We start from the raw sequence: 19,124 nt of genomic DNA, 5'->3' as shown, positions 1-19,124 counted from the left end.
TGCCTCCTGTTTGCCCTTTCGACTCCGGGCCGTCCCGGCGTATATAGTGTGCATATGGATCAGAGATCAGGTCAAAAGCGCGCAGTCGAATACCTATACCCGCCGATCGACCCGTTCGATCAGCGCGTCATCGACATGGGCGACGGGCATCGGGTCTATGTCGAGCAGTGCGGCCACCCCGACGGCATCCCGGTGATCGTCTTCCACGGCGGTCCGGGCGGCGGTTGTTCCCCCGCGATGCGCCGCTATTTCGACCCGCGCGTGTTCCGCATCATCCTTTTCGACCAGCGCGGCTGCGGCCGATCACGCCCCCATGCCAGTGTCACCGCCAACACCACCTGGCATCTTGTCCAGGATGTCGAGACGATCCGCCTGACACTGGGCATCGACCGTTTCATCTGCTTCGGCGGCAGCTGGGGCGCGACGCTGGCGCTGATCTACGCGATCACCCATCCCCAGCAGGTGTCCCACATCGTCCTGCGCGGCGTGTTTCTTGCCACAAAGGCCGAACTGACCTGGTTCTACGGCGGCGGGGCAGGGGCCTTCTTCCCGGACCTCTGGGCCCGCTTCACCGAGGTCATCCCTCAGGCCGAGCGTGGCGACCTGATCGGCGCTTACCACCGCCGCCTTTTCTCGGGCAACCTGGTCGAGGAAACGCGCTATGGCCGGATCTGGGCCAATTGGGAAAACGCACTCGCCTCGATCCATAACGAGGGTGCCCTGGGGGAAAGCCCGTCAGACTATGCCCGCGCCTTCGCCCGCCTGGAGAACCACTATTTCCAGAACGCGGGCTTCCTGGAAAGCGACGGCTGGATCCTGCGCGAACGCAAGAAGATCGAGCATATCCCGGCGACCATCATTCAGGGCCGCTACGACATGATCTGCCCGCCGCAGTCCGCCTGGTCTCTGGCTCAGGGCTGGAAGGCCTGCGAGTTGAAAATGGTCCCCATGGCTGGCCATGCCCTGTCCGAGCCCGGAATTTCCGAGGCTTTGGTGCGGGTGATGGACGGCTTGCGCGCCTGACCGGGATCTTGGTGCCGGATCTTTTCGCGCCGTGACGTAGGGTGGGGCGAACCGCTCCCGGCCTAGGACCGCATCAGCGCCACGTCGGCCTTCAGCCACAGACCGTAGCACAGCACCAGCAACCCTGCCGCCGCCATGCCTTGCGTATCGCCGAGGTGGACCGCCGACTGCAGCTGAAGTCCGACCGCCGCCAGCGCCGGAAGGCGGCTTGCCACGACCACGGCGCGGAACACGGCTGGTCCGAACGGCATCCGCCTCTGCATCCGCTCCGGCAAGGCGCTTCCGAATTTGCCCGCCGCGTGCATCAGCCCCGCCGTTGCGGCCAGAACCGGCTGGCCCATCAGGAACAATCCCAACCCCAGCGCCAAGGCCCCCCAGCCCGAGGAGACATCCCCCGACCGGTTCAACCGCCCGTCCGGTGGCGCGCCATGCGCCCAGGCCTTGTGATACTGCTCGCCCGACCAGAAGAAGATCAGCATCGCGACCGTGATCGCCGTAGCGCCCAGGCTGCCGACGAAATAGTCCGACAGCGCCGACCAGCCGGTGACGCCGACCGCCATCGCCGCCGCCACGTGAAACGACAGCCCGCCCAGCAGTCCCAGCCCATTGCCCAGATTGTAAAGCCCACCCGGCCCGCTAAGCCGCTGCGCAAACTCGTCCTTGAATGAAATCGCGTGGTTCGTCATGGCGGCCCCTCACCGGAAGTTTCCCGGATCTAGGCGCACCATTCGCCCAAAAGCTGTTCCCTGGGGAACAGACTGCCCAATTCTTCAGCGATCTGAGAAAATCTAGGCCCGCCTGCCCACCATCGCGACGCCCAGCGCCTCCAGCACCTTCGCCTCGATGTGCGACGCATCCAGCCCCGCGACCTTGTACATCGCCTCGGGCGACGCCTGGTCGATGAAGATATCCGGCAGCACCAGCGACCGGAACTTCAGCCCCCGGTCGAACACGCCTTCCTCGGCCAGCAACTGGGCGACGTGCGACCCAAAGCCCCCGACCGCGCCTTCCTCGACCGTCACCAGAGCCTCATGCCCCCGCGCCAGCCGCAGCACCAGGTCCCGGTCAAGCGGCTTGGCGAAGCGCGCATCCGCCACCGTGACCGACACGCCCCGCCCCGCCAAAGCCTCCGCCGCCTTCAGACTTTCCGCCAGCCGCGTGCCGAACGAAAGGATTGCCACGCGGGACCCCTCCCGCATCACCCGGCCTTTGCCAATCTCCAGCGGCAGACCACGCGCGGGCATCTCCACCCCCACGCCCTCACCGCGCGGATAGCGGAAGGCAATCGGCCCCGAGTCGTGTGCAGCAGCCGTCGCAACCATATGCACGAGCTCAGCCTCATCCGCGGCGGCCATCACCACGAACCCCGGCAGGTTGGCCAGGAACCCCACGTCGAACGCCCCCGCATGGGTCGCCCCGTCGGCACCCACCAGCCCCGCCCGGTCGATCGCAAACCGCACCGGCAACCGCTGGATCGCTACATCGTGCACGACCTGATCGTACCCGCGCTGCAAGAACGTCGAGTAGATCGCGCAGAACGGCTTCATCCCGCCCGCCGCCAGCGCCGCGCTGAACGTCACCGCATGTTGTTCTGCAATGCCCACATCAAAGCACCGCTTCGGGAAGCGCCCGGCGAACAGGTCCAGCCCGGTCCCATCCGGCATCGCCGCCGTCACCGCCACGATCTTCTCGTCGCGCTCCGCCTCGGCCACCAGCGACTGCGCAAAGACCTTGGTATAGGACGGCGCATTCGACGCCGCCTTCACCTGCACCCCGGTCAGCACGTCGAACTTGCCCGTCGCGTGCCCCTTGTCCCGCGCCGCCTCGGCGGGGGCGTACCCCTTGCCCTTCTTCGTCAGCACATGGATCAGGACCGGCCCGGTGGCGCGAGCCTTCACGGTCCGCAGCACTGGCAGCAACTGATCCAGGTCATGACCGTCGATCGGGCCGACATATTCAAACCCCAGCGATTCGAACAAAGTCCCGCCCACGGCCATGCCCTTCAGCATGTCCTTGGCCCGCTTCGCCCCCTCCTGGAAGGGCGACGGCAGCAGCCCGACGATCCCCTTTGCCACCTGCTTCAGGTCCTGCATCGGAGCCGCGGCATAAAGCCCGCTCAGATAGGCAGACAATGCGCCAACCGGGGGGGCGATCGACATCTCGTTGTCGTTCAGGATCACGAACAGCCGCTTGCCCAGATGTCCCGCGTTATTCATCGCCTCAAAGGCCATGCCCGCGCTCATCGCCCCGTCGCCGATCACCGCAATCGCGTCGCCGGGATCGCCCCCAAGCTCGCTGGCCATCGCAAAACCCAGCGCCGCGCTGATCGAGGTCGAGGAATGCGCCGCCCCGAAAGGGTCATAAGGCGACTCGGACCGCTTCGTGAACCCCGACAGCCCGCCTTCCGTCCGAAGCGTGCGAATGCGGTCCCGCCGCCCGGTCAGGATCTTGTGCGGATAGCTCTGGTGCCCGACATCCCAGATCAGCTTGTCGCGCGGTGTGTCGAAGACGGCATGCAAAGCCACCGTCAGCTCCACCACGCCCAGACCCGCACCCAGATGCCCGCCCGTCACCGATACGGCGGCAATCGTCTCGGCCCGCAGCTCGCCGGCCAGCTGGTGCAACTCCCGGTCGCTCAGCCCCTTCAGGTCGGATGGAACGGTCACGCGGTCCAGCAGCGGCGTCTTGGGTCGGTCGGTCATGCTGCACTCCTCGGGCCGTTCAACTGTCGCGCGCAATAACGAAGCGCGCTGCGGCGATCAAGTTGGCCGCCCGATTTCCATACCCCGCCAGCGCCGCCTCGGCCTCGGCCACCAACTCCGCCGCTCGCGACCTGGCTCCCTCCAGCCCCAGATGCGAGACGAAGGTGGCCTTCCCCGCCCCCGCGTCCTTGCCGACGCGCTTGCCGGTCTTCGCCTCGTCCCCCGTGACGTCCAAGATGTCGTCCGCAATCTGGAAAGCCAGACCCAGCGCAGCGGCATAACGGCGCAACGGCGCGCGGTCCGCCCCCACGATCACCGCCCCTGCCTCGGCCGCGAACCCGATCAGCGCCCCGGTCTTGCCGGCCTGCAACGCGGTGATCTCCTCCAGCGTCAACGACCGCCCCGCCGTTTCCGCCGCAATGTCCAGCGCCTGCCCCAGGACCATTCCGTCGATCCCCGAGGCGACCGCCAAACCGCGCACCAACTCCATCCGCACGTCCGAGGACCCCAGCGCCGGGTCGCACAGCAGCTCAAACGCCAGCGTTTGCAGCGCATCGCCCGCCAGCACCGCCGTCGCCTCGTCCCATTTCTTGTGAACCGTCGGCTGCCCCCGCCGCAGGTCGTCATCGTCCATGCAGGGCAGATCGTCGTGGACCAGCGAATAGGCGTGCAATGCCTCGATTGCCGCAGCCGCACTCACCGCGCGCTCCTCGGCCACGCCCAGCATCCGCGCGCCTTCCAGCACCAGAAACCCGCGCAACCGCTTGCCGCCCCGCACCGCATAACGCATCGCCTGCGTGACCGGCTGGTCGGAACGCCGCTCCAGCGCAGCCAGCAACCGAGCCTCACACAGCCCGGCATCCGCCGCCAACCGCTGCGAAAAGTTCACATCCCCTCCGCCGGAGTCGTGCCCACCGCCCGGCCTTCCTGCGCCCGGATCAGCTCCACCTTCTCCTCGGCCTCGGCCAACTTCTTGGCGCAATGCGCTTTCAGGGCGGCCCCCCGCTCATACAGCGCAATCGACTGCTCCAGCGGCACCTCGCCCCGTTCCAGGTCTCCCACGACCTGCTCCAGGGCGCCCATCGCCTCCTCAAAGCTCATCGTCTCCACCGGCTTGTCCGTCATCGGCCCCGCTCCTCCAGCACTGCAACATGCGCTGCGACCGAGGCCGCCAGCGCATCAAGATCATAGCCACCCTCAAGCGAGGACACCACCCGCCCCCCGGCGAAATCGCAGAGCCTTCCGGTCAGCCACCGATAATCTTCGGCCTGCCATTCCAGACCGGCCAATGGATCATCCGCATGGGCATCGAACCCTGCCGATATGAGCAGCAACTCAGGTTCCCAGGCCGCCAGCGCCGGAAACACCACGCCCTCATAGACTTCCCGCATCGCCCGACCCCCTGACCCGGCGCGAAGCGGCACGTTCAACATCTGGCCATGCGCACCACGCTCCTCGGGCCGCCCCGACCCGGGATAAAGCGGCATCTGGTGGGATGACACGAACAGACACCGCCCCTCGTCCCAAAGCAGGTCCTGCGTTCCGTTGCCGTGATGCACGTCGAAGTCCACCACGGCGACACGGCCAAGCCCATGATGGTCCAGCGCCCGCTTGGCCGCGATGGCCACGGTCCCGAACAGACAGAACCCCATCGCCGTCTCGCGTTCCGCATGATGCCCAGGCGGCCGGCCCGCCACGAAGGCCGTCTTCTCCTCTCCGGAAACCACAGCATCGACGGCAGCACAGATCCCGCCAACCGCACGCATGGCCGCCTCGAACGATCCCGGCGACAGGAACGTATCCGCATCCAGCTGCGTCCAGCCATCGGACGGAACGGCAGCCTTGACCCGCGCCAGATACCCCGGCGGATGGCACCGAAGCACCTCCGCCTCATCTGCCAGCGGACAGTCCCGCCGTTCCACCGGCAATCCGGCAAGCCCCCGCTCGACCGCGGCCAACCGCTCCACCCGCTCCGGATGCCCTCGCGGAGTCACATGACCGGCAAATGCCTCATGCGTGAAGACAAGCACGCGATCGCCCTTTCATCTTTGTAAAAGTATCCCGGGGTCCGGGGCAGCGCCCCGGGGTCTGCCAAAGCTCAGTCCGGCTGCAGCATATACCCCTCGCCCCGCACCGTCTGCAGGTAACGCGGCGCCTTCGGGTCGTCCTCGATCTTCCGCCGAAGCCGGGTGATCTGCACGTCCACCGCCCGCTCCTGCGCCGCATCCTCGCCGCCCGTTTCGCTCACCAGTTTCTCCCGGCTGATCGCGACGCCCGGCTGCGACGCGAACACCCGCATCAGCTGTGCTTCGGTCGCCGTCAGCCGCACCGCAGCCTCGCCGCGCCACATCTCGCCCCGGTCCAGATCATAGCGCACCGCACCCAGATGCAGGATCTGCCGCACCGGTTCCGCCGGTTTCACCACCGGCACCCGCCGCAGGATGGCGTTGATCCGCAGCAAAAGCTCCTTCGGCTCGAACGGCTTGACCAGATAGTCATCCGCCCCCGCCTCCAGCCCCTCGATCCGGTTCGCCGTCTCTCCGCGCGCGGTCAGCAGCAGGATCGGAGTCGTCATGCGTTTGCGCAAGTCCCGCGTCAGTGCCACGCCATCCTCGCCGGGCATCATCACGTCCATGACGATCAGGTCGAACTCCAACCCGGCCAGGATCTTCCGCGCCTGCGCCGCATCGCGCGCGACAGATACCAGAAATCCGTTCCGCATCAGAAACTTCTGCAGCAGCCCCCGGATACGCTCGTCATCGTCGACGATCAGCAGATGCGCGTCGGGGACCATCAGCCGCCCTCCTTCAGGCGGTTGTACTGACGCCGCATTTCGGGGTCCATCATCGCCTCCAGCACCTGCCGGAAACCCTGCACCGCCTGCGGTCCCACGGCCCGGTACGCCGCCCGCATCCGCGCCCGCTGCGCGTCCGACAATTCCCGTTCCAGCATCTGTCCCTTGTCCGTCAAATGCAGATGCCGTTCCCGCGCATCCACTTTGCCCTTTTCACTGCGCACAAGGCCATCCTCGATCAAGGTCCGCAACACACGATTCAACGACTGCTTTGTAACACCCAGGATCGAAAGCAGGTTGGAAACCGTGGTCCCCGGTGAGCGATGGATGAAATGGATCGCCCGATGATGCGCGCGGCCGTAGTCCATCCCCTCCAGGATCCGGTCGGGGTCGGCCGTAAAGCCGCGATAGGCGAAGAACATCGCCTCGATCCCCTTGCGCAACTGCTCGTCCGTCAGGAACAGCAGGTTCTCGCCGCCCGGTGTTTCGGCCATCGCCACCTCCGTTTCATCGGAATTTACGTCAGCCTTGTTGACTTTCCAAGCACGAACCCATAATTCTCCCCCGATTTCGCGCAAGAATCTGTCCGGAGCGGACCTTTCAAGCGCAACATTCGCAAAGGAGCGGGCGAAATGGCGGGTTATGACGATCGTGACGGGTTCATCTGGATGGACGGTAAACTTGTGGACTGGCGCAGCGCCAACGTCCACATCCTGACCCACGCGATGCACTACGCCTCCTCGGTCTTCGAAGGCGAACGTTGCTACAATGGCAAGATCTTCAAGTCGACCGAGCATTCCGAGCGTCTGCGCATGTCCGGCGAACTTCTGGACATGCCACTTCCCTACAGCGTCGAGGAGATCAACGCCGCGAAAGAGGCCACCCTCAAGGCCAACAACCTGACCGACGCCTACGTCCGCGCCATCGCCTGGCGCGGCGCGGGTGAGATGATGGGCGTCGCCGCCAACAAGAACCCGATCCGCATGGCCGTGGCCTGCTGGACCTGGGGCAACTACTACGGCGACGCAAAGTTCAAGGGCGCGAAACTCGACATTGCCAAGTGGAAGCGCCCTTCGCCCGAAACCATTCCGCACAATGCCAAGGCCGCTGGCCTTTACATGATCTGCACCATGTCGAAACACGCCGCCGAGGCGAAGGGCTGCTCCGACGCCATGATGTTCGACTACCGCGGCTACGTGGCCGAGGCGACCGGCGCCAACATCTTCTTCGTCAAGGATGGCGAAGTGCATACCCCGAAAGCCGATGCCTTCCTGAACGGCATTACCCGGCAGACCGTGATCGGCATGCTCAAGGACATGCAGATCAAGGTCCACGAGCGGCACATCCTGCCAGAAGAACTGGAACGCTTCGAGCAATGCTGGTTGACCGGCACTGCCGCGGAAGTCACGCCTGTGGGCCAGATCGGCGACTACAACTTCGAGGTCGGTGAGCTGACCAAGCGCGTCGCGACCGAATACGAGCGTCTTGTCCGGGCCTGAACCGGGCGCTTCTCGCACGGTCGGAACTGCTCGATCTGGATAAAATGAAACGGCGCCGCCACAGCGGCGCCATTTTCTTGCCAATGGTCTCGGCAAATCTACAATTAATTACACATCGCAAATCTTGAACGAGTTGTCGTGGACCGCCCATTTCCTTTCATTGCCGCACCGTTCCGTTCGGTACTGCTGTTCTTCATCGCTATCGACGTCGCCTTCGTCCTGATCCACATCGGCGGATGGGCAACCTTTCGGCTTGGGCTCACGGGTGACGTCGCTTTTGTCCTCCGAATTTCCGAGGACCGGTCGATCCCGGAAATGTTCAACTACTTCAAGTGGCTGATCATCGTGGTCGCACTGACCAAGGTCGCCATTCGCGACCAATGGCTTGTCGCTGCGGGATGGGCTGCCGTCTTCCTGCTGCTTCTGCTCGACGACTCGCTCCAACTGCATGAAACCGTCGGAATCCTGATCGCCGAGAACCTTCAGCTTCAGGACGACGCCCTGCTGGAAGCGGGAGATGCCGGCGAGCTGATCTATGCGGGCGTCATGGGGGGGCTGGTGGCGCTTCTGGCCGGGTCTTCGCTGCTAAGGTCCGACGCCCGCTCGCGGAAACTCAGCCTGACCTATATCCTGGTCATCATCGCCTTCGGGTTTTTCAGTGTGGTGGTCGACGCAATTCATCGAGGGATCATCAACGCACTTCCCGAAGATGGCCTCCTGCAGGACATTGCCGCAGTTCTGGAAGAAGGTGGCGAGATGTTCGTCGCAAGTGCAGCAGCCGCCATCACCCTTGCGCCACGCAGCTGGGCTTTTCGGAAGATCACCCTCGCATCCACCCAGGTCGAGCGATAGGGGTCCGCCCGCCGTTTACCGGCGGGCGTCTGCTTTTCGTGAGAATGGCCTAGGCGATTTCGGTCACAACCTCGATATTGCCCTTGGTCGCGTTCGAGTACGGGCAAATGAAGTGCCCGCGTTCGGCGATCTTTTCCGCGACGGCGCGGTCGACGCCCGGCATCGTCACGACCAGCCGGACCTTCCGCCCGAAACCGCCATCCGACCGGCCGCCAATGCCGACATGCGCATTGACCGACGCGTTTTCCGGAACCGTCCCCAGTTTCTCGCTGGTGGCGGCAAAGCGCATCGCGCCCAGGTAACAGGCCGCATAGCCGACAGCGAAAAGTTCTTCCGGATTATGCCCCAGGCCCGACCCGCCCAGCTCTTTCGGGCTGGTCATGGTGACGGTCAGCTGACCATTCACCAGACCCGCAGTGCCATTGCGGCCGCCGCCCGAGGCCTTGGCTTCGGTCCAGTACTTTACGTCCACACTCATTTCCGTCTCCTGCTCATATTCAATCGCGCACGATATAAATTGGGTGATAATCGTTGCACTGTCAATGGATTGCTTTTCCATCGTGGACGATATAAACTATTCGGCATGGCTCTTGCACCGACCGACATGCTCTGCTTTGCGCTGCACTCGACCGCCCATGCGGTACACGCGGCCTATGCGCCGCTGCTACAGCCCCTTGGCCTGACCTATCCGCAGTATCTGGTACTGACTTCGCTGGCGACCACCGACGGCCAGACCGTCGGGCAGCTTGGCGGCGGTCTGCGACTGGAATCGAACACGCTGACCCCGCTCCTCAAGCGGATGGAAAGCGCGGGCTGGCTGCGCCGCAGTCGTGACGGCAAGGACGAACGCCAGGTCCGGCTCGCCCTGACCGACGACGGCCGCACGCTGGCGAAAAAAGCGGAATCGGTGCCGCGTACTTTCGCGGAAAAAACCGGCTTACCGATGTCGGACCTTGCAGACCTGCGCGACATCCTCGCTGCGCTGCGAGACCGGCTTAAGCCCGCCAAAGCTTGACAAACCCTTAACGCGCGCAAGCAAGCCTTTGATCTTGTTGGCTACCCCTGTTTCGCCAGCGTGGCGCGTCAGGCGGTCCGCCCGCGTTCGATCCGCAGGAACTGGATCAGCCGGGTTGCCCCGGATTTCCCCCTTGGCCGCTGCCAGGTTTCCCGCGGGGTGCGGGCAAGCCTCAGGAAATGCTTCACCCTGGCCCCGGTGGACCGGCTGCGATGATCGGCAAGATGACGGCTCATGCTTTCCTCCAAGGTGCTGCAGGCCGACGATCTTGCACCCGAATCGACCTTTCGCCAACCCACTTGCCAACCGCTTCCGGCACGATCCCGCCGAGAACGGCTTGCCCTTCCACGCGCCGCCCGACTAGTGTCCGCTCAGCAGAGGGGGAGACGATGCGACTGCAAGGCAAGACCATCCTGATCACGGCCGCCGGCCAGGGCATCGGCCGCGCCAGCGCCCTCGCCTGTGCCCGCGAAGGCGCCACCGTGATCGCCACCGACCGCGACGCCGCACTCCTGTCCGGCCTGGACATGGAGACTCACCCCCTCGACGTCACCGACCCCGCCGCCATCGCCACGCTCCGCGACAAACTTCCCCCACTCGACGGCCTGTTCAACTGCGCGGGCTTTGTGGCGAACGGGACCATTCTCGACGTCACCGACCGCGACTGGGACTTCTCCTTCGACCTCAACGTGAAGTCGATGTTCCACACCTGCCGCGCCTTCCTGCCCGGCATGCTGGACCGCGCGACGGAAACCGGGACCGCCTCAATCCTGAACATGGCCTCGATGGCCTCGTCGATCAAAGGCTTCCCGAACCGCGCCGCCTACGGGGCTACCAAGGCCGCCGTCATCGGCCTGACCAAGGCCATCGCCGCCGACTTCGTCAAGCAGGGCCTCCGCTGCAACGCGCTTTGCCCGGGGACCGTCGACACTCCGTCGCTAAGGGGCCGCATCAACGCCGCTGCCGACCCGGTCCAGGCCGAAAAGGACTTCATCGCCCGCCAGCCGATGGGCCGCCTTGCCACCACCGACGACATCACCCCGATGGTCGTCTTCCTCCTCTCCGACGAAAGCCGCTTTGTGTCCGGCCAGGCCTGCCTGGTCGACGGCGGCGTCACGATCTAAGCAAAGGATCCCCGATGAAACTCCTCCGCTACGGAGCCAAGGGCGCCGAGAAGCCCGGCCTCCTCGATGCAAACGGCCAGGTCCGCGACCTCTCCGCCCACGTCGCCGACATCGGCGGCTCCGCCCTGTCGCCCGAGACCCTGAAGCACCTCGCCGCCCTCGACCCCGCATCCCTCCCCCTCGTGCACGGCGTCCCACAGAAGGACCTCCGCCTTGGCGCTTGCGTCGGCGGCACCCGCAAGTTCATTTGCATCGGCCTGAACTACGCCGACCACGCCGCCGAAACCGGTGCCGCGATCCCGACCGAGCCCGTCGTCTTCAACAAATGGATTACCGCCATGTGCGGCCCCGACGACGACGTCGAAATGCCCCGTGGCTCGGTGAAAACCGACTGGGAGGTTGAACTTGGCGTCGTCATCGGCACCGGCGGCAAGTACATCGACGAAGCCAACGCCCTCGATCACGTCGCAGGCTACTGTGTGATCAACGACGTTTCCGAACGCGAATACCAGAACGAACGCGGCGGCACCTGGGACAAGGGCAAGGGCTGCGACACCTTCGGCCCCACCGGCCCCTGGCTGGTCACCAAGGACGAAGCCGGCGACATCGGCAACCTGAAAATGTGGCTCGACGTCGACGGCCACCGCTACCAGAACGGCTCCACCGCCACGATGATCTTTGGCGTGGCCCACATCGTCTCCTATATCTCGCGCTTCATGTCACTGGAGCCCGGCGACGTCATCTCCACCGGCACCCCGCCCGGCGTCGGCTTGGGCCAGAAGCCCCCGGTCTACCTGAAGGGCGGCGAGGTCATGCGGCTTGGGATCGAGAACCTGGGAAGCCAGACCCAGCGCGTCGTGAAGACCTGACATGGACCTCGGTCTGCGCGACAAGGTCGTCATCGTCACGGGCGGGGGCTCCGGCATCGGGGCCGCCATCACCGAAGTTCTGGCCGAAGAGGGCGCAATCCCCGTCATCCTGACCCGCCGCGCGCCGGATGCGACGTGGCTGGCCGGTTTGTCCCGTGCGGATGTGGTCCTTGCCGACCTCTCCGACGACGACCAATGCCGCCGCGCCGTCGCCGAAATCCGCACGAAACACGGCCGCGTCGACGGGTTGGTGAACAACGCCGGGGCCAATGACTCCGTCGGCATCGAGGCGGGGCCGGAGGCTTTCCGCCAAAGCCTCGACCGCAATCTTGTCCACTACTACGCCCTCGTCCATCTCCTTGCCGACGACCTGCGCGCCTCCAAAGGGGCCATCGTCAACATCGCCTCGAAGACCGCGCTGACCGGGCAGGGCGGAACCTCCGCCTATGTCGCCGCCAAGGCCGCGCAACTGGGCCTGACCCGCGAATGGGCCGCCGAGTTCCTGAAAGACGGCATCCGCGTCAACGCCGTCATCCCGGCCGAGGTGATGACGCCCCTTTATGCCAACTGGTTGAAAACCTTCGACAACCCCGAAGAACGCCTCGCCGAGATCACCCGCCGCATCCCGCTGGGCCAGCGCATGACCACCCCGCGCGAGATCGCGGACACCGTGGTCTTCCTTCTCTCGCCCAGGTCATCGCACACCACCGGCCAGTGGCTTTTCCCCGATGGCGGCTACACGCACCTCGACCGGGCCATCGGCAGTTAAACCGCCGAGAACCCGTTATCCACGAAAAGCTGCGCGCCGTTGACGAACTCTGCATCGTCCGACGCCAGGTACAGCGCCGCCCGCGCCACATCCTCGGGCTTGCCCATCCGGCCCTGCGCCGCCGCAATCGCCGCGTCCGAGACATCGACGCCCAACTGCATCAACCCTTCCACCTCGCGGTCGCCATGCGGCGTCTGGATGAACCCCGGACAGACTGCATTGCAGCGGATGCCCCGGTCCCGGAACTCCACCGCAATCGCCCGCGCGAACATATGCACCGCGCCCTTGGTCGCGTCGTACAGCACCTCGTTCGGTGTCGCGTAGACAGCCGAGATCGACGACGTACACACGATTGACCCGCCACCCGCCTCCAGCATCTGCGGCAGGACCGCGCGGGTCATCAGGTACATCGATTTGACGTTCACATCGAAGAGGAAGTCCCAATCTTCCTCCTCCGTCTCCAGGAACGGCTTGATCACGATGGTGCCTGCGTGGTTGAACAGCACGTTGACCGGCCCCAGTGCCGCATTCACCGTCGCCACCGCCGCCTCGACCTCGACCTTCGACGACACGTCGGCGCGTGCAAACACCGCCCGATGCCCGGCCGCCTGCAACTCAGCCACCAGCGCGGCCCCAGCCTCCACATTCCGGTCGATGACCCCCACCGCCGCGCCTTCCGCCGCAAACAGCCGGGCCGAGGCCGCTCCCATCCCCGTCGCCCCGCCCGAAATGATCGCCGTCTTGCTCTTCAGCCGGTCCATCTACGCCCCCTTCAGCCTTTCCACCGCCCAGCGCGCCGCATCTGCAACCGCTGGGTCCGCATCCCCGGTCAATCTCGCGGCCACCGCACCAAGCGCGGGTAGTCCCGAGTTCCCAACCGCATAAAGCACGTTCCGAACAAACCTGTCGCGCCCGATCCGCTTGATCGGCGACCCCGCGAACCGCTCGCGAAAGCCCGCATCGTCCAACACCGCCAACTCGGCCAGCTCCGGCAAACCGTGCTTCGGCTGATACCCGATTTCCCGCGCCGCCACGGCAAACTTGTTCCAGGGACAGACCGCCAGACAGTCATCGCAGCCGTAGATACGATTGCCTATACAGGCGCGCAGTTCTGTATCTACAGGCCCCTTGTGCTCGATGGTCAGGTAAGAAATGCAGCGCCGCGCATCCAGTTGATAGGGCGCGGGAAAAGCGTTTGTCGGGCAGATGTCCAGGCAGGCGGTACAGCTTCCGCAATGGCTGACCTCCGGCACGTCAGGCTCCAGCTCCAGCGTCGTGAAGATAGCCCCCAGAAACACCCAGTTCCCCAGATCGCGGCCCAGAAGGTTCGTGTGCTTGCCTTGCCACCCCAGACCCGCCGCCTGCGCCAGCGGCTTCTCCATGACCGGAGCCGTATCGACAAAGACCTTTATCTCCGCTCCCGAGGCCTCGACCAGCCACCGCCCCAGCCGCTTCAACCGCCGCTTCACCAGGTCGTGGTAATCTTTCCCTTGCGCATAGACCGAGATGACCCCCCGATCCCGCTCCCGAAGCCCTGCCATCGGGTCGCCCTCCGGAGTATACGCCTCCGCCAGCATGATCACGGACCGCGCCTCGGGCCATAGCCCCGCCGCCGACCCGCGCCACTCCTCGCGCTCGGCCATCCAGCCCATCTGCCCGTGCCGTCCCTCGGCCAAAAACTCCCGCAGCCGGACCGCCGCCTCGGGCACGGCATCGGGACGACAGACCCCCACCTTCACGAACCCCTCCTCCAGAGCCCGTGCCACCAGCTGCTCTTTCGTCAGCCTTTTCATCTGTCCACAAGTATCCTGGGGGTCCGGGGGCAAAGCCCCCGGGGGCCAGGCTCAGAAATCCAGGTCGGCATAATGCGCCGAGGGTGGAAAGCCCGAGATCTGGTCCGCCAGCAAAGGCCGGAACGACGGCCGCGACTTGATCTTCGCGTACCAGTCCTTCAGCACCGCATGCCGGTTCCAGTCCACGTCGCTGATGTAGTCCAGACAGCTCAAATGCGCCGCGGCAGTGAAATCCGCCAAAGTCATCACATCACCCGCCAGCCAGCGCCGCTGGTCCAGAAGCCAGGCCATGTAATCCAGATGATACTTGATCCGGGTCGAGCCCAGTTTCACGTTCTTCGAATCCGGATAGCCCTGGCCGGTGACCTTCTTGTTCACCCTTTCGTACAAAAGCTTCGACGTCACCTCGTTGTGGAACTTGTCGTCGAACCAGGCGCACAGCCGCCGCACCTCGTAGCGGCCATCGGCCCCCTTCGGCATCAGCGGCGGCTCCGGGGCCAGTTCTTCGATATACTCGCAGATCGCCTGGCTTTCGCTCATCACCCGGGTGCCCATCTTCAGGATAGGCACCTTCCCGGCCGGATTGCGGCGCAGGAAATCGGGCGAGGGCTCCCAGTACCGTTCCTCGACCAGCTCCACCTCGATCTTCTTTTCGGCCAGCGTCAGGCGCACCTTGCGGCAGAAGGGGGAGAGGGGGACGTGGTACAGGCGGTTCATCGGGCGGCGGCCTCCGGTCTTCCATCCCTCTTGCCGCGCCGGGGGCCGGAATTCAATCCCCGCGGCCGGATCAGCCCTCGAAACAGGCGGATCTTCCATCCGCTTCGATGGTTTCGGCACCCGAGATGATCGCGCGTGTCCGGCTTCGGACAAAGCTTGTCGGCTCGGACGCGCTGCGAGCCTGCGGGTCGGGCAATACTGCCGCCAGCCGCGCCGCCTGCAACGGCGTCAGGTCCTTGGCATCCACCCCGAAGTGGTGCTGCGCCGCCGCCTGCACCCCGAAGACACCCTCGTCGAACTCGGCGACGTTCAGGTAGACCTCCAGGATGCGCTCCTTGGACCAGACCAGCTCCACCACCGGCGTCAGCACGGCCTCCATCGCCTTCCGCATCCAGCTGCGCCCGTGCCAGAGGAACACGTTCTTCACCACCTGCTGGCTGATCGTGCTGGCCCCCCGGTTGCTTCCCGCCTCGATCGCGGCCCGGATCGCGGCCATGTCGAAGCCCCAATGGTTGCAGAAGTTCGCGTCCTCGGCCGCCACCGCCGACCGCCCCATCACCGGGGCGATCTCCTCGTAGCTGACCCAATCCTTGTCGATCCCGCCCAGCCGCCAGACCTCACCCAACTGGTAGAAGTTGATCGGCGGCGGCACGAAGCTGAACAGCAGCACAAGCACCGCATAAAGCGCCGCCACAGCGCCAAGCCCGCGGCCCAGCCACTTCAGCCCGACGCGCCACAGCGAGGCTCGGGGCGGAGGGACCTGCTTTGCCTTGCGTTTCCGCGGGGCAGGCGCTTCAGACATGTCACTGGCTTTTTCGGTCATCTCCGGTCGTCGGGCCTTGGCATCAGACAATCCCGTCCGGCTGGTTGGAGACCGTCTGCGGAATCTGCGCTTGCAGGTCATGCAGCGCCTCTTCCGTCTGGGCATTCAGGCGGGCATGCAGGATCTTCGGGTTGCCCTTCAGCTCCTTCAGCCGGGCACGCACCCGTTCGACGCCCAAAAGCCGCACATGAAGGCCGACTGCCGCGCCGCCCTTGTCCAGCGACTGCGAGACCGTCTTCAGAAAACCTGCGTCAAGGCCGGCCGCGTGCAGTTGCTCGGCCAACCCGCGTCCGGTTCCTGTCGCCTTGCGCCCATCCAGGAAAAGCATCCCGATCAATGCTCCCCACCGACCGCCACCCAAGGGCTTGCCGGAACCAAGGTCGATCGACTGATTCAGCGAAATCCGCCCCGCACCCGAACGGGTCACGACCACGATGTCCTCGGGCTCGACCCCTGCATCCTGTTGCAGAGCAGCCAGACTTTCACCGGCCACAAACGCGGCGGGCGGGCTGTCATAGGCAGCAATGATCAGGTCGGACACGTAACGCTCCACCGCCGGTGCATTCTGCGCGCCAATCTAGGCGTGACTGCAAATGTCCAACAAGCGGAATCGCCGGTCGGCGTCAAGCTTCGGACCTTGTCAGCGTGGCAATGCCGATCCTCATCTTGGACCGGGACGTTCAGGATTGCCCCACGCTCCGACCACGGGCAGATGCGCTTGGCACGACAATCTCAGAAGACCCCGCCCATAGCTTGTCGTCTGCACGGCTGGTATCCTTCGGTCGGCCCCGATACACTGTGGCCATAACCAACGCGGGATACATATGCAGGAGCAGCGACGCTCGCAGAACGGCCGGACCGAGGCGATGCGCGCCGCCCGCGTCAGCTCCGCGCCTCTTTTCGCCTGCGATGGTTTTGCAGTGACAGCGACTCCGAATGGCGTGGCTGCTGCCCTGCATCTCCTCATCAAGGGTCTTGTTCGATGATCTCGCGCAGCTTCACCAAGGGCGATGCCCTGTCCGAGGCGGTGTATTCCGACTGCGAGCAGTATCGCTACCTTCTGACCCGCGTCTGGGGTCCCGGACGCAAGGCCCTGTTTGTGATGCTCAATCCGTCGACCGCGACCGAGGTTCAGAACGACCCCACCGTCGAAAGGTGCGAACGCCGCGCCCGCGCATTGGGCTATGGTGCGTTCCGGGTGACGAACATCTTCGCCTACCGCGCGACCGATCCCAAGGTGATGCGCGCCGTGGAAGACCCGGTCGGACCGGACAATGACGCCGCGATCCTGGACAGCGCCGGGTGGGCCGACGCTGTGGTCTGCGCCTGGGGCAATCACGGCCTGCATCTGGATCGCGGTGCGCGGGTTGCACGGTTGCTGCGCCAAAGCGGGTCGCCGCTTTATCATCTGGGACTGACTGGTCAGGGCCAGCCCCGCCATCCGCTTTACGTGGGATACGACCAGCAACCGCAGCCGTGGTAGCCGCTCAGCCCGGGACCAGCCGGATGTCCGACAGGCCAAGAGGCGCGCCGTTCACCACCGCAACCTTTGCCCCGTCCAACAGGATGCTCTGCCCGGTTCCGCCCGGATTCGGCTGGATCGTCAACACCGGATCAGTATGGATCGTCGGGTCGTAGACCACCACCAGCTGATCCTGCGACGGGTCATAATCCATGATGTTGGCGACCGAGCTTTCCGACATCCATTCCTGCAGGATGAACTCGTCTTCCCCCTCGCCGCCGGACGCATAATCGCCCGCGCCAACCGCCAGGGTGTCGTTCCCGTCCTGGCCGTTCAGGAAGTCGACCTCCTGCGGGCCATTCTCGACGCCAGAGATGGCATCGTTGCCCGCCCCGCCGTCGACCTCGTCGACACCGCTTCCGCCGAACAGGGTGTCGCTGCCAAGCCCACCGACCAGCCAGTCGGCATCATCCTCCCCGTCCAGCCAGTCATCGCCTTCACCGCCGTTCAGGCTGTCGTTCCCGGCCCCGCCGCTCAGGCTGTCGTCATCTTCGCAGCCGGCAAGCGAATCCCGTCCGGCCCCGCCCATCAGGCTGTCCGCACCCCGATCGCCGTGAAGCGTGTCGTTATCATCGCCGCCCTGCACGGTATCGTCGCCCGCGCCCGCCCAGACCATGTCATTGCCCGCCTCGGCGCTCACCCAGTCGTCACCCCCGCGCGCATTGATCTGGTCATGGCTGTCTTCTCCGCGGATTTGGTCCGAGGAGTCGCCGCCATCAAGAAGACCCCCACCCTCGAACTGACGCGAGGCGTCTGTCGGGTCCGCCAAGTCGTCAGAGGTGGGGATCGTCGGGTCCGCCTCGAAATCGTCCAGGAGGTTGCCCTCGGACGGCGCCTCTTCCTCATCCGGCAGGGGATCGTCCGGTTCTTCCTCTTCGGGTCGATTGGACAACAGGGCATCGGCCGCAAGTCCAGCCATCATCACGCCAAAAACACCTAGCAACGCAAGCACCCCGGACACTCCCCACTGGACCGACCGACCCCCGTCGGCTGGTAACCTTGCGTTAATACATTGATAACGCATGAAAAACCTGTGCAAGGGATACCACGGATTGCGCCCGGTCCAAAGTGCGCAACCCGCCAACGGCCCGGAAATCTCGACTCAGGGTTAAGAATCTCCTGCGCCCCAGACCACGCGAATCCGCTTCCCTTGGCATCGGTTTGCGCCTATACGCCCGCAACCGCCCGAACGGCGGAGCCTCCAAGGGCCCTGCTGGACGACATCCCGGCTTGCGCCATGACCCTTTTGAACAGGAGATCCCGATGTCGATCACCGTCGAAGAAAAAGCGAAGCTCATCAAGGAATACGCGACCAAAGAGAACGACACCGGCTCGCCGGAAGTTCAGGTCTCGATCCTGTCGTCGCGCATCGCCACCCTGACCGAGCACTTCAAGGGCCACAAGAAGGACAACCACTCCCGTCGTGGCCTTCTGATGATGGTCGCCAAGCGCCGCAAGCTCTTGGACTACCTCAAGAAGACGGACGAAGCGCGGTATACCACGCTGATCACCCGTCTCGGCCTGCGCCGCTAAGTCCGGCCCAAGGTTTCAAGGAACGCCCGTGCCTCAAAGCGCGGGCGTTTTGCGTTGGGGTTGAGCCATCGCTCTACCCCCGCCATATA

General features: G+C 65.0%; 24 protein-coding genes. 9 read left to right on the top strand and 15 right to left on the bottom strand.

The features are described from left to right. Positions 1–54: 54 nt before the first annotated feature. Positions 55–1,023, top strand: a complete 969-nt coding sequence (gene pip, locus Q0C42_RS04450) for a prolyl aminopeptidase (protein WP_295072519.1) — start codon at positions 55–57, stop codon at positions 1,021–1,023. Between the two features lie 62 nt (positions 1,024–1,085). On the opposite strand, the gene Q0C42_RS04445 is transcribed toward pip, so the two are convergent. The 7 genes from Q0C42_RS04445 to Q0C42_RS04415 all read right to left on the bottom strand — a co-directional run bounded on the left by Q0C42_RS04445 (position 1,086) and on the right by Q0C42_RS04415 (position 7,013). Beyond that, complete coding sequence (locus Q0C42_RS04445) at positions 1,086–1,709, bottom strand: hypothetical protein (RefSeq protein WP_295072516.1); 624 nt, start codon at positions 1,707–1,709, stop codon at positions 1,086–1,088. A 102-nt stretch (positions 1,710–1,811) separates the two neighbouring features. Further along, complete coding sequence (dxs, locus tag Q0C42_RS04440; RefSeq protein WP_295072514.1) at positions 1,812–3,725, bottom strand: 1-deoxy-D-xylulose-5-phosphate synthase; 1,914 nt, start codon at positions 3,723–3,725, stop codon at positions 1,812–1,814. A 19-nt stretch (positions 3,726–3,744) separates the two neighbouring features. Then, positions 3,745–4,614 (bottom strand): polyprenyl synthetase family protein, encoded by an 870-nt coding sequence (locus tag Q0C42_RS04435; RefSeq protein WP_295072511.1) that lies wholly within the window; start codon positions 4,612–4,614, stop codon positions 3,745–3,747. Next, entirely contained in the window at positions 4,611–4,850 is a 240-nt protein-coding gene (locus Q0C42_RS04430) for an exodeoxyribonuclease VII small subunit (RefSeq protein ID WP_295072508.1), read from the bottom strand. The genes Q0C42_RS04435 and Q0C42_RS04430 overlap by 4 nt, the downstream gene beginning before the upstream one ends. Then, complete coding sequence (locus tag Q0C42_RS04425) at positions 4,847–5,755, bottom strand: histone deacetylase family protein (RefSeq protein ID WP_295072505.1); 909 nt, start codon at positions 5,753–5,755, stop codon at positions 4,847–4,849. The genes Q0C42_RS04430 and Q0C42_RS04425 overlap by 4 nt, the downstream gene beginning before the upstream one ends. Positions 5,756–5,823: 68 nt before the next feature. Continuing rightward, a complete protein-coding gene (locus tag Q0C42_RS04420) occupies positions 5,824–6,522 on the bottom strand; it encodes a response regulator transcription factor (protein WP_295072834.1) in 699 nt (232 codons plus the stop codon). Beyond that, complete coding sequence (locus Q0C42_RS04415) at positions 6,519–7,013, bottom strand: MarR family transcriptional regulator (RefSeq protein ID WP_295072502.1); 495 nt, start codon at positions 7,011–7,013, stop codon at positions 6,519–6,521. Before Q0C42_RS04415 ends, Q0C42_RS04420 begins: the two co-directional genes overlap by 4 nt. A gap of 138 nt (positions 7,014–7,151) precedes the next feature. Here Q0C42_RS04415 and Q0C42_RS04410 point away from each other — a divergent pair, with 138 nt between their 5' ends. Together Q0C42_RS04410 and Q0C42_RS04405 are read left to right on the top strand one after the other, a co-directional pair. Beyond that, positions 7,152–8,018 (top strand): branched-chain amino acid aminotransferase, encoded by an 867-nt coding sequence (locus tag Q0C42_RS04410; RefSeq protein WP_295072499.1) that lies wholly within the window; start codon positions 7,152–7,154, stop codon positions 8,016–8,018. A gap of 138 nt (positions 8,019–8,156) precedes the next feature. Beyond that, a complete protein-coding gene (locus tag Q0C42_RS04405) occupies positions 8,157–8,870 on the top strand; it encodes a hypothetical protein (RefSeq protein ID WP_295072496.1) in 714 nt (237 codons plus the stop codon). Positions 8,871–8,919: 49 nt separating this feature from the next. Here the strand turns inward: Q0C42_RS04405 and Q0C42_RS04400 are convergent, their stop codons facing one another. Further along, positions 8,920–9,348 carry an organic hydroperoxide resistance protein gene (locus Q0C42_RS04400; protein ID WP_295072493.1) on the bottom strand — a complete coding sequence of 143 codons (429 nt, stop codon included), beginning with the start codon at positions 9,346–9,348 and terminating at the stop codon, positions 8,920–8,922. A gap of 105 nt (positions 9,349–9,453) precedes the next feature. Here Q0C42_RS04400 and Q0C42_RS04395 point away from each other — a divergent pair, with 105 nt between their 5' ends. Then, the gene (locus tag Q0C42_RS04395) at positions 9,454–9,885 is read left to right on the top strand and encodes a MarR family winged helix-turn-helix transcriptional regulator (protein ID WP_295072490.1); all 432 of its coding nucleotides are present in this window, start codon (positions 9,454–9,456) and stop codon (positions 9,883–9,885) included. A 68-nt stretch (positions 9,886–9,953) separates the two neighbouring features. On the opposite strand, the gene Q0C42_RS04390 is transcribed toward Q0C42_RS04395, so the two are convergent. Continuing rightward, positions 9,954–10,121: a hypothetical protein gene (locus Q0C42_RS04390; RefSeq protein WP_295072487.1), complete on the bottom strand. Its 168-nt coding sequence runs from the start codon at positions 10,119–10,121 to the stop codon at positions 9,954–9,956. Between the two features lie 153 nt (positions 10,122–10,274). Between Q0C42_RS04390 and Q0C42_RS04385 the strand changes: the two genes are divergently transcribed. From Q0C42_RS04385 to Q0C42_RS04375, 3 genes are read left to right on the top strand one after another with little or no spacing between them, the layout of a single operon-like run. Further along, a complete protein-coding gene (locus tag Q0C42_RS04385; protein ID WP_295072484.1) occupies positions 10,275–11,009 on the top strand; it encodes an SDR family oxidoreductase in 735 nt (244 codons plus the stop codon). Between the two features lie 14 nt (positions 11,010–11,023). Beyond that, entirely contained in the window at positions 11,024–11,878 is an 855-nt protein-coding gene (locus tag Q0C42_RS04380; RefSeq protein WP_295072481.1) for a fumarylacetoacetate hydrolase family protein, read from the top strand. A 1-nt stretch (position 11,879) separates the two neighbouring features. Next, the gene (locus Q0C42_RS04375) at positions 11,880–12,647 is read left to right on the top strand and encodes an SDR family oxidoreductase (protein WP_295072478.1); all 768 of its coding nucleotides are present in this window, start codon (positions 11,880–11,882) and stop codon (positions 12,645–12,647) included. Here Q0C42_RS04375 and Q0C42_RS04370 read toward each other — a convergent pair. The 5 genes from Q0C42_RS04370 to Q0C42_RS04350 all read right to left on the bottom strand — a co-directional run bounded on the left by Q0C42_RS04370 (position 12,644) and on the right by Q0C42_RS04350 (position 16,521). Continuing rightward, positions 12,644–13,408: an SDR family NAD(P)-dependent oxidoreductase gene (locus Q0C42_RS04370; RefSeq protein WP_295072475.1), complete on the bottom strand. Its 765-nt coding sequence runs from the start codon at positions 13,406–13,408 to the stop codon at positions 12,644–12,646. The genes Q0C42_RS04375 and Q0C42_RS04370 overlap by 4 nt on opposite strands. Continuing rightward, the gene (gene queG / locus Q0C42_RS04365) at positions 13,409–14,440 is read right to left on the bottom strand and encodes a tRNA epoxyqueuosine(34) reductase QueG (protein ID WP_295072472.1); all 1,032 of its coding nucleotides are present in this window, start codon (positions 14,438–14,440) and stop codon (positions 13,409–13,411) included. Between the two features lie 51 nt (positions 14,441–14,491). Beyond that, positions 14,492–15,157 (bottom strand): glutathione S-transferase family protein, encoded by a 666-nt coding sequence (locus tag Q0C42_RS04360; protein ID WP_295072468.1) that lies wholly within the window; start codon positions 15,155–15,157, stop codon positions 14,492–14,494. Positions 15,158–15,227: 70 nt separating this feature from the next. Beyond that, the gene (gene mtgA, locus Q0C42_RS04355) at positions 15,228–15,959 is read right to left on the bottom strand and encodes a monofunctional biosynthetic peptidoglycan transglycosylase (protein ID WP_295072465.1); all 732 of its coding nucleotides are present in this window, start codon (positions 15,957–15,959) and stop codon (positions 15,228–15,230) included. Positions 15,960–16,002: 43 nt separating this feature from the next. Then, a complete protein-coding gene (locus tag Q0C42_RS04350; RefSeq protein ID WP_295072462.1) occupies positions 16,003–16,521 on the bottom strand; it encodes a DUF1269 domain-containing protein in 519 nt (172 codons plus the stop codon). A 441-nt stretch (positions 16,522–16,962) separates the two neighbouring features. On the opposite strand from Q0C42_RS04350, the gene Q0C42_RS04345 reads away from it, so the two are divergent. After that, entirely contained in the window at positions 16,963–17,463 is a 501-nt protein-coding gene (locus Q0C42_RS04345; protein ID WP_295072459.1) for a DUF1643 domain-containing protein, read from the top strand. A gap of 4 nt (positions 17,464–17,467) precedes the next feature. Here Q0C42_RS04345 and Q0C42_RS04340 read toward each other — a convergent pair whose 3' ends face one another. Beyond that, positions 17,468–18,421, bottom strand: a complete 954-nt coding sequence (locus tag Q0C42_RS04340) for a calcium-binding protein (RefSeq protein WP_295072456.1) — start codon at positions 18,419–18,421, stop codon at positions 17,468–17,470. Positions 18,422–18,765: 344 nt separating this feature from the next. Between Q0C42_RS04340 and rpsO the strand changes: the two genes are divergently transcribed. Next, positions 18,766–19,035 (top strand): 30S ribosomal protein S15, encoded by a 270-nt coding sequence (gene rpsO, locus Q0C42_RS04335; protein WP_295072454.1) that lies wholly within the window; start codon positions 18,766–18,768, stop codon positions 19,033–19,035. Positions 19,036–19,124 lie beyond the last annotated feature (89 nt).

This window comes from Tabrizicola sp. (genome assembly GCF_022842145.1).
Taxonomy (GTDB): Bacteria; Pseudomonadota; Alphaproteobacteria; order Rhodobacterales; family Rhodobacteraceae; genus Tabrizicola.
Note: the sequence above shows the minus strand (reverse complement) of the source record. Positions and strands in the feature narration are given on the sequence as shown.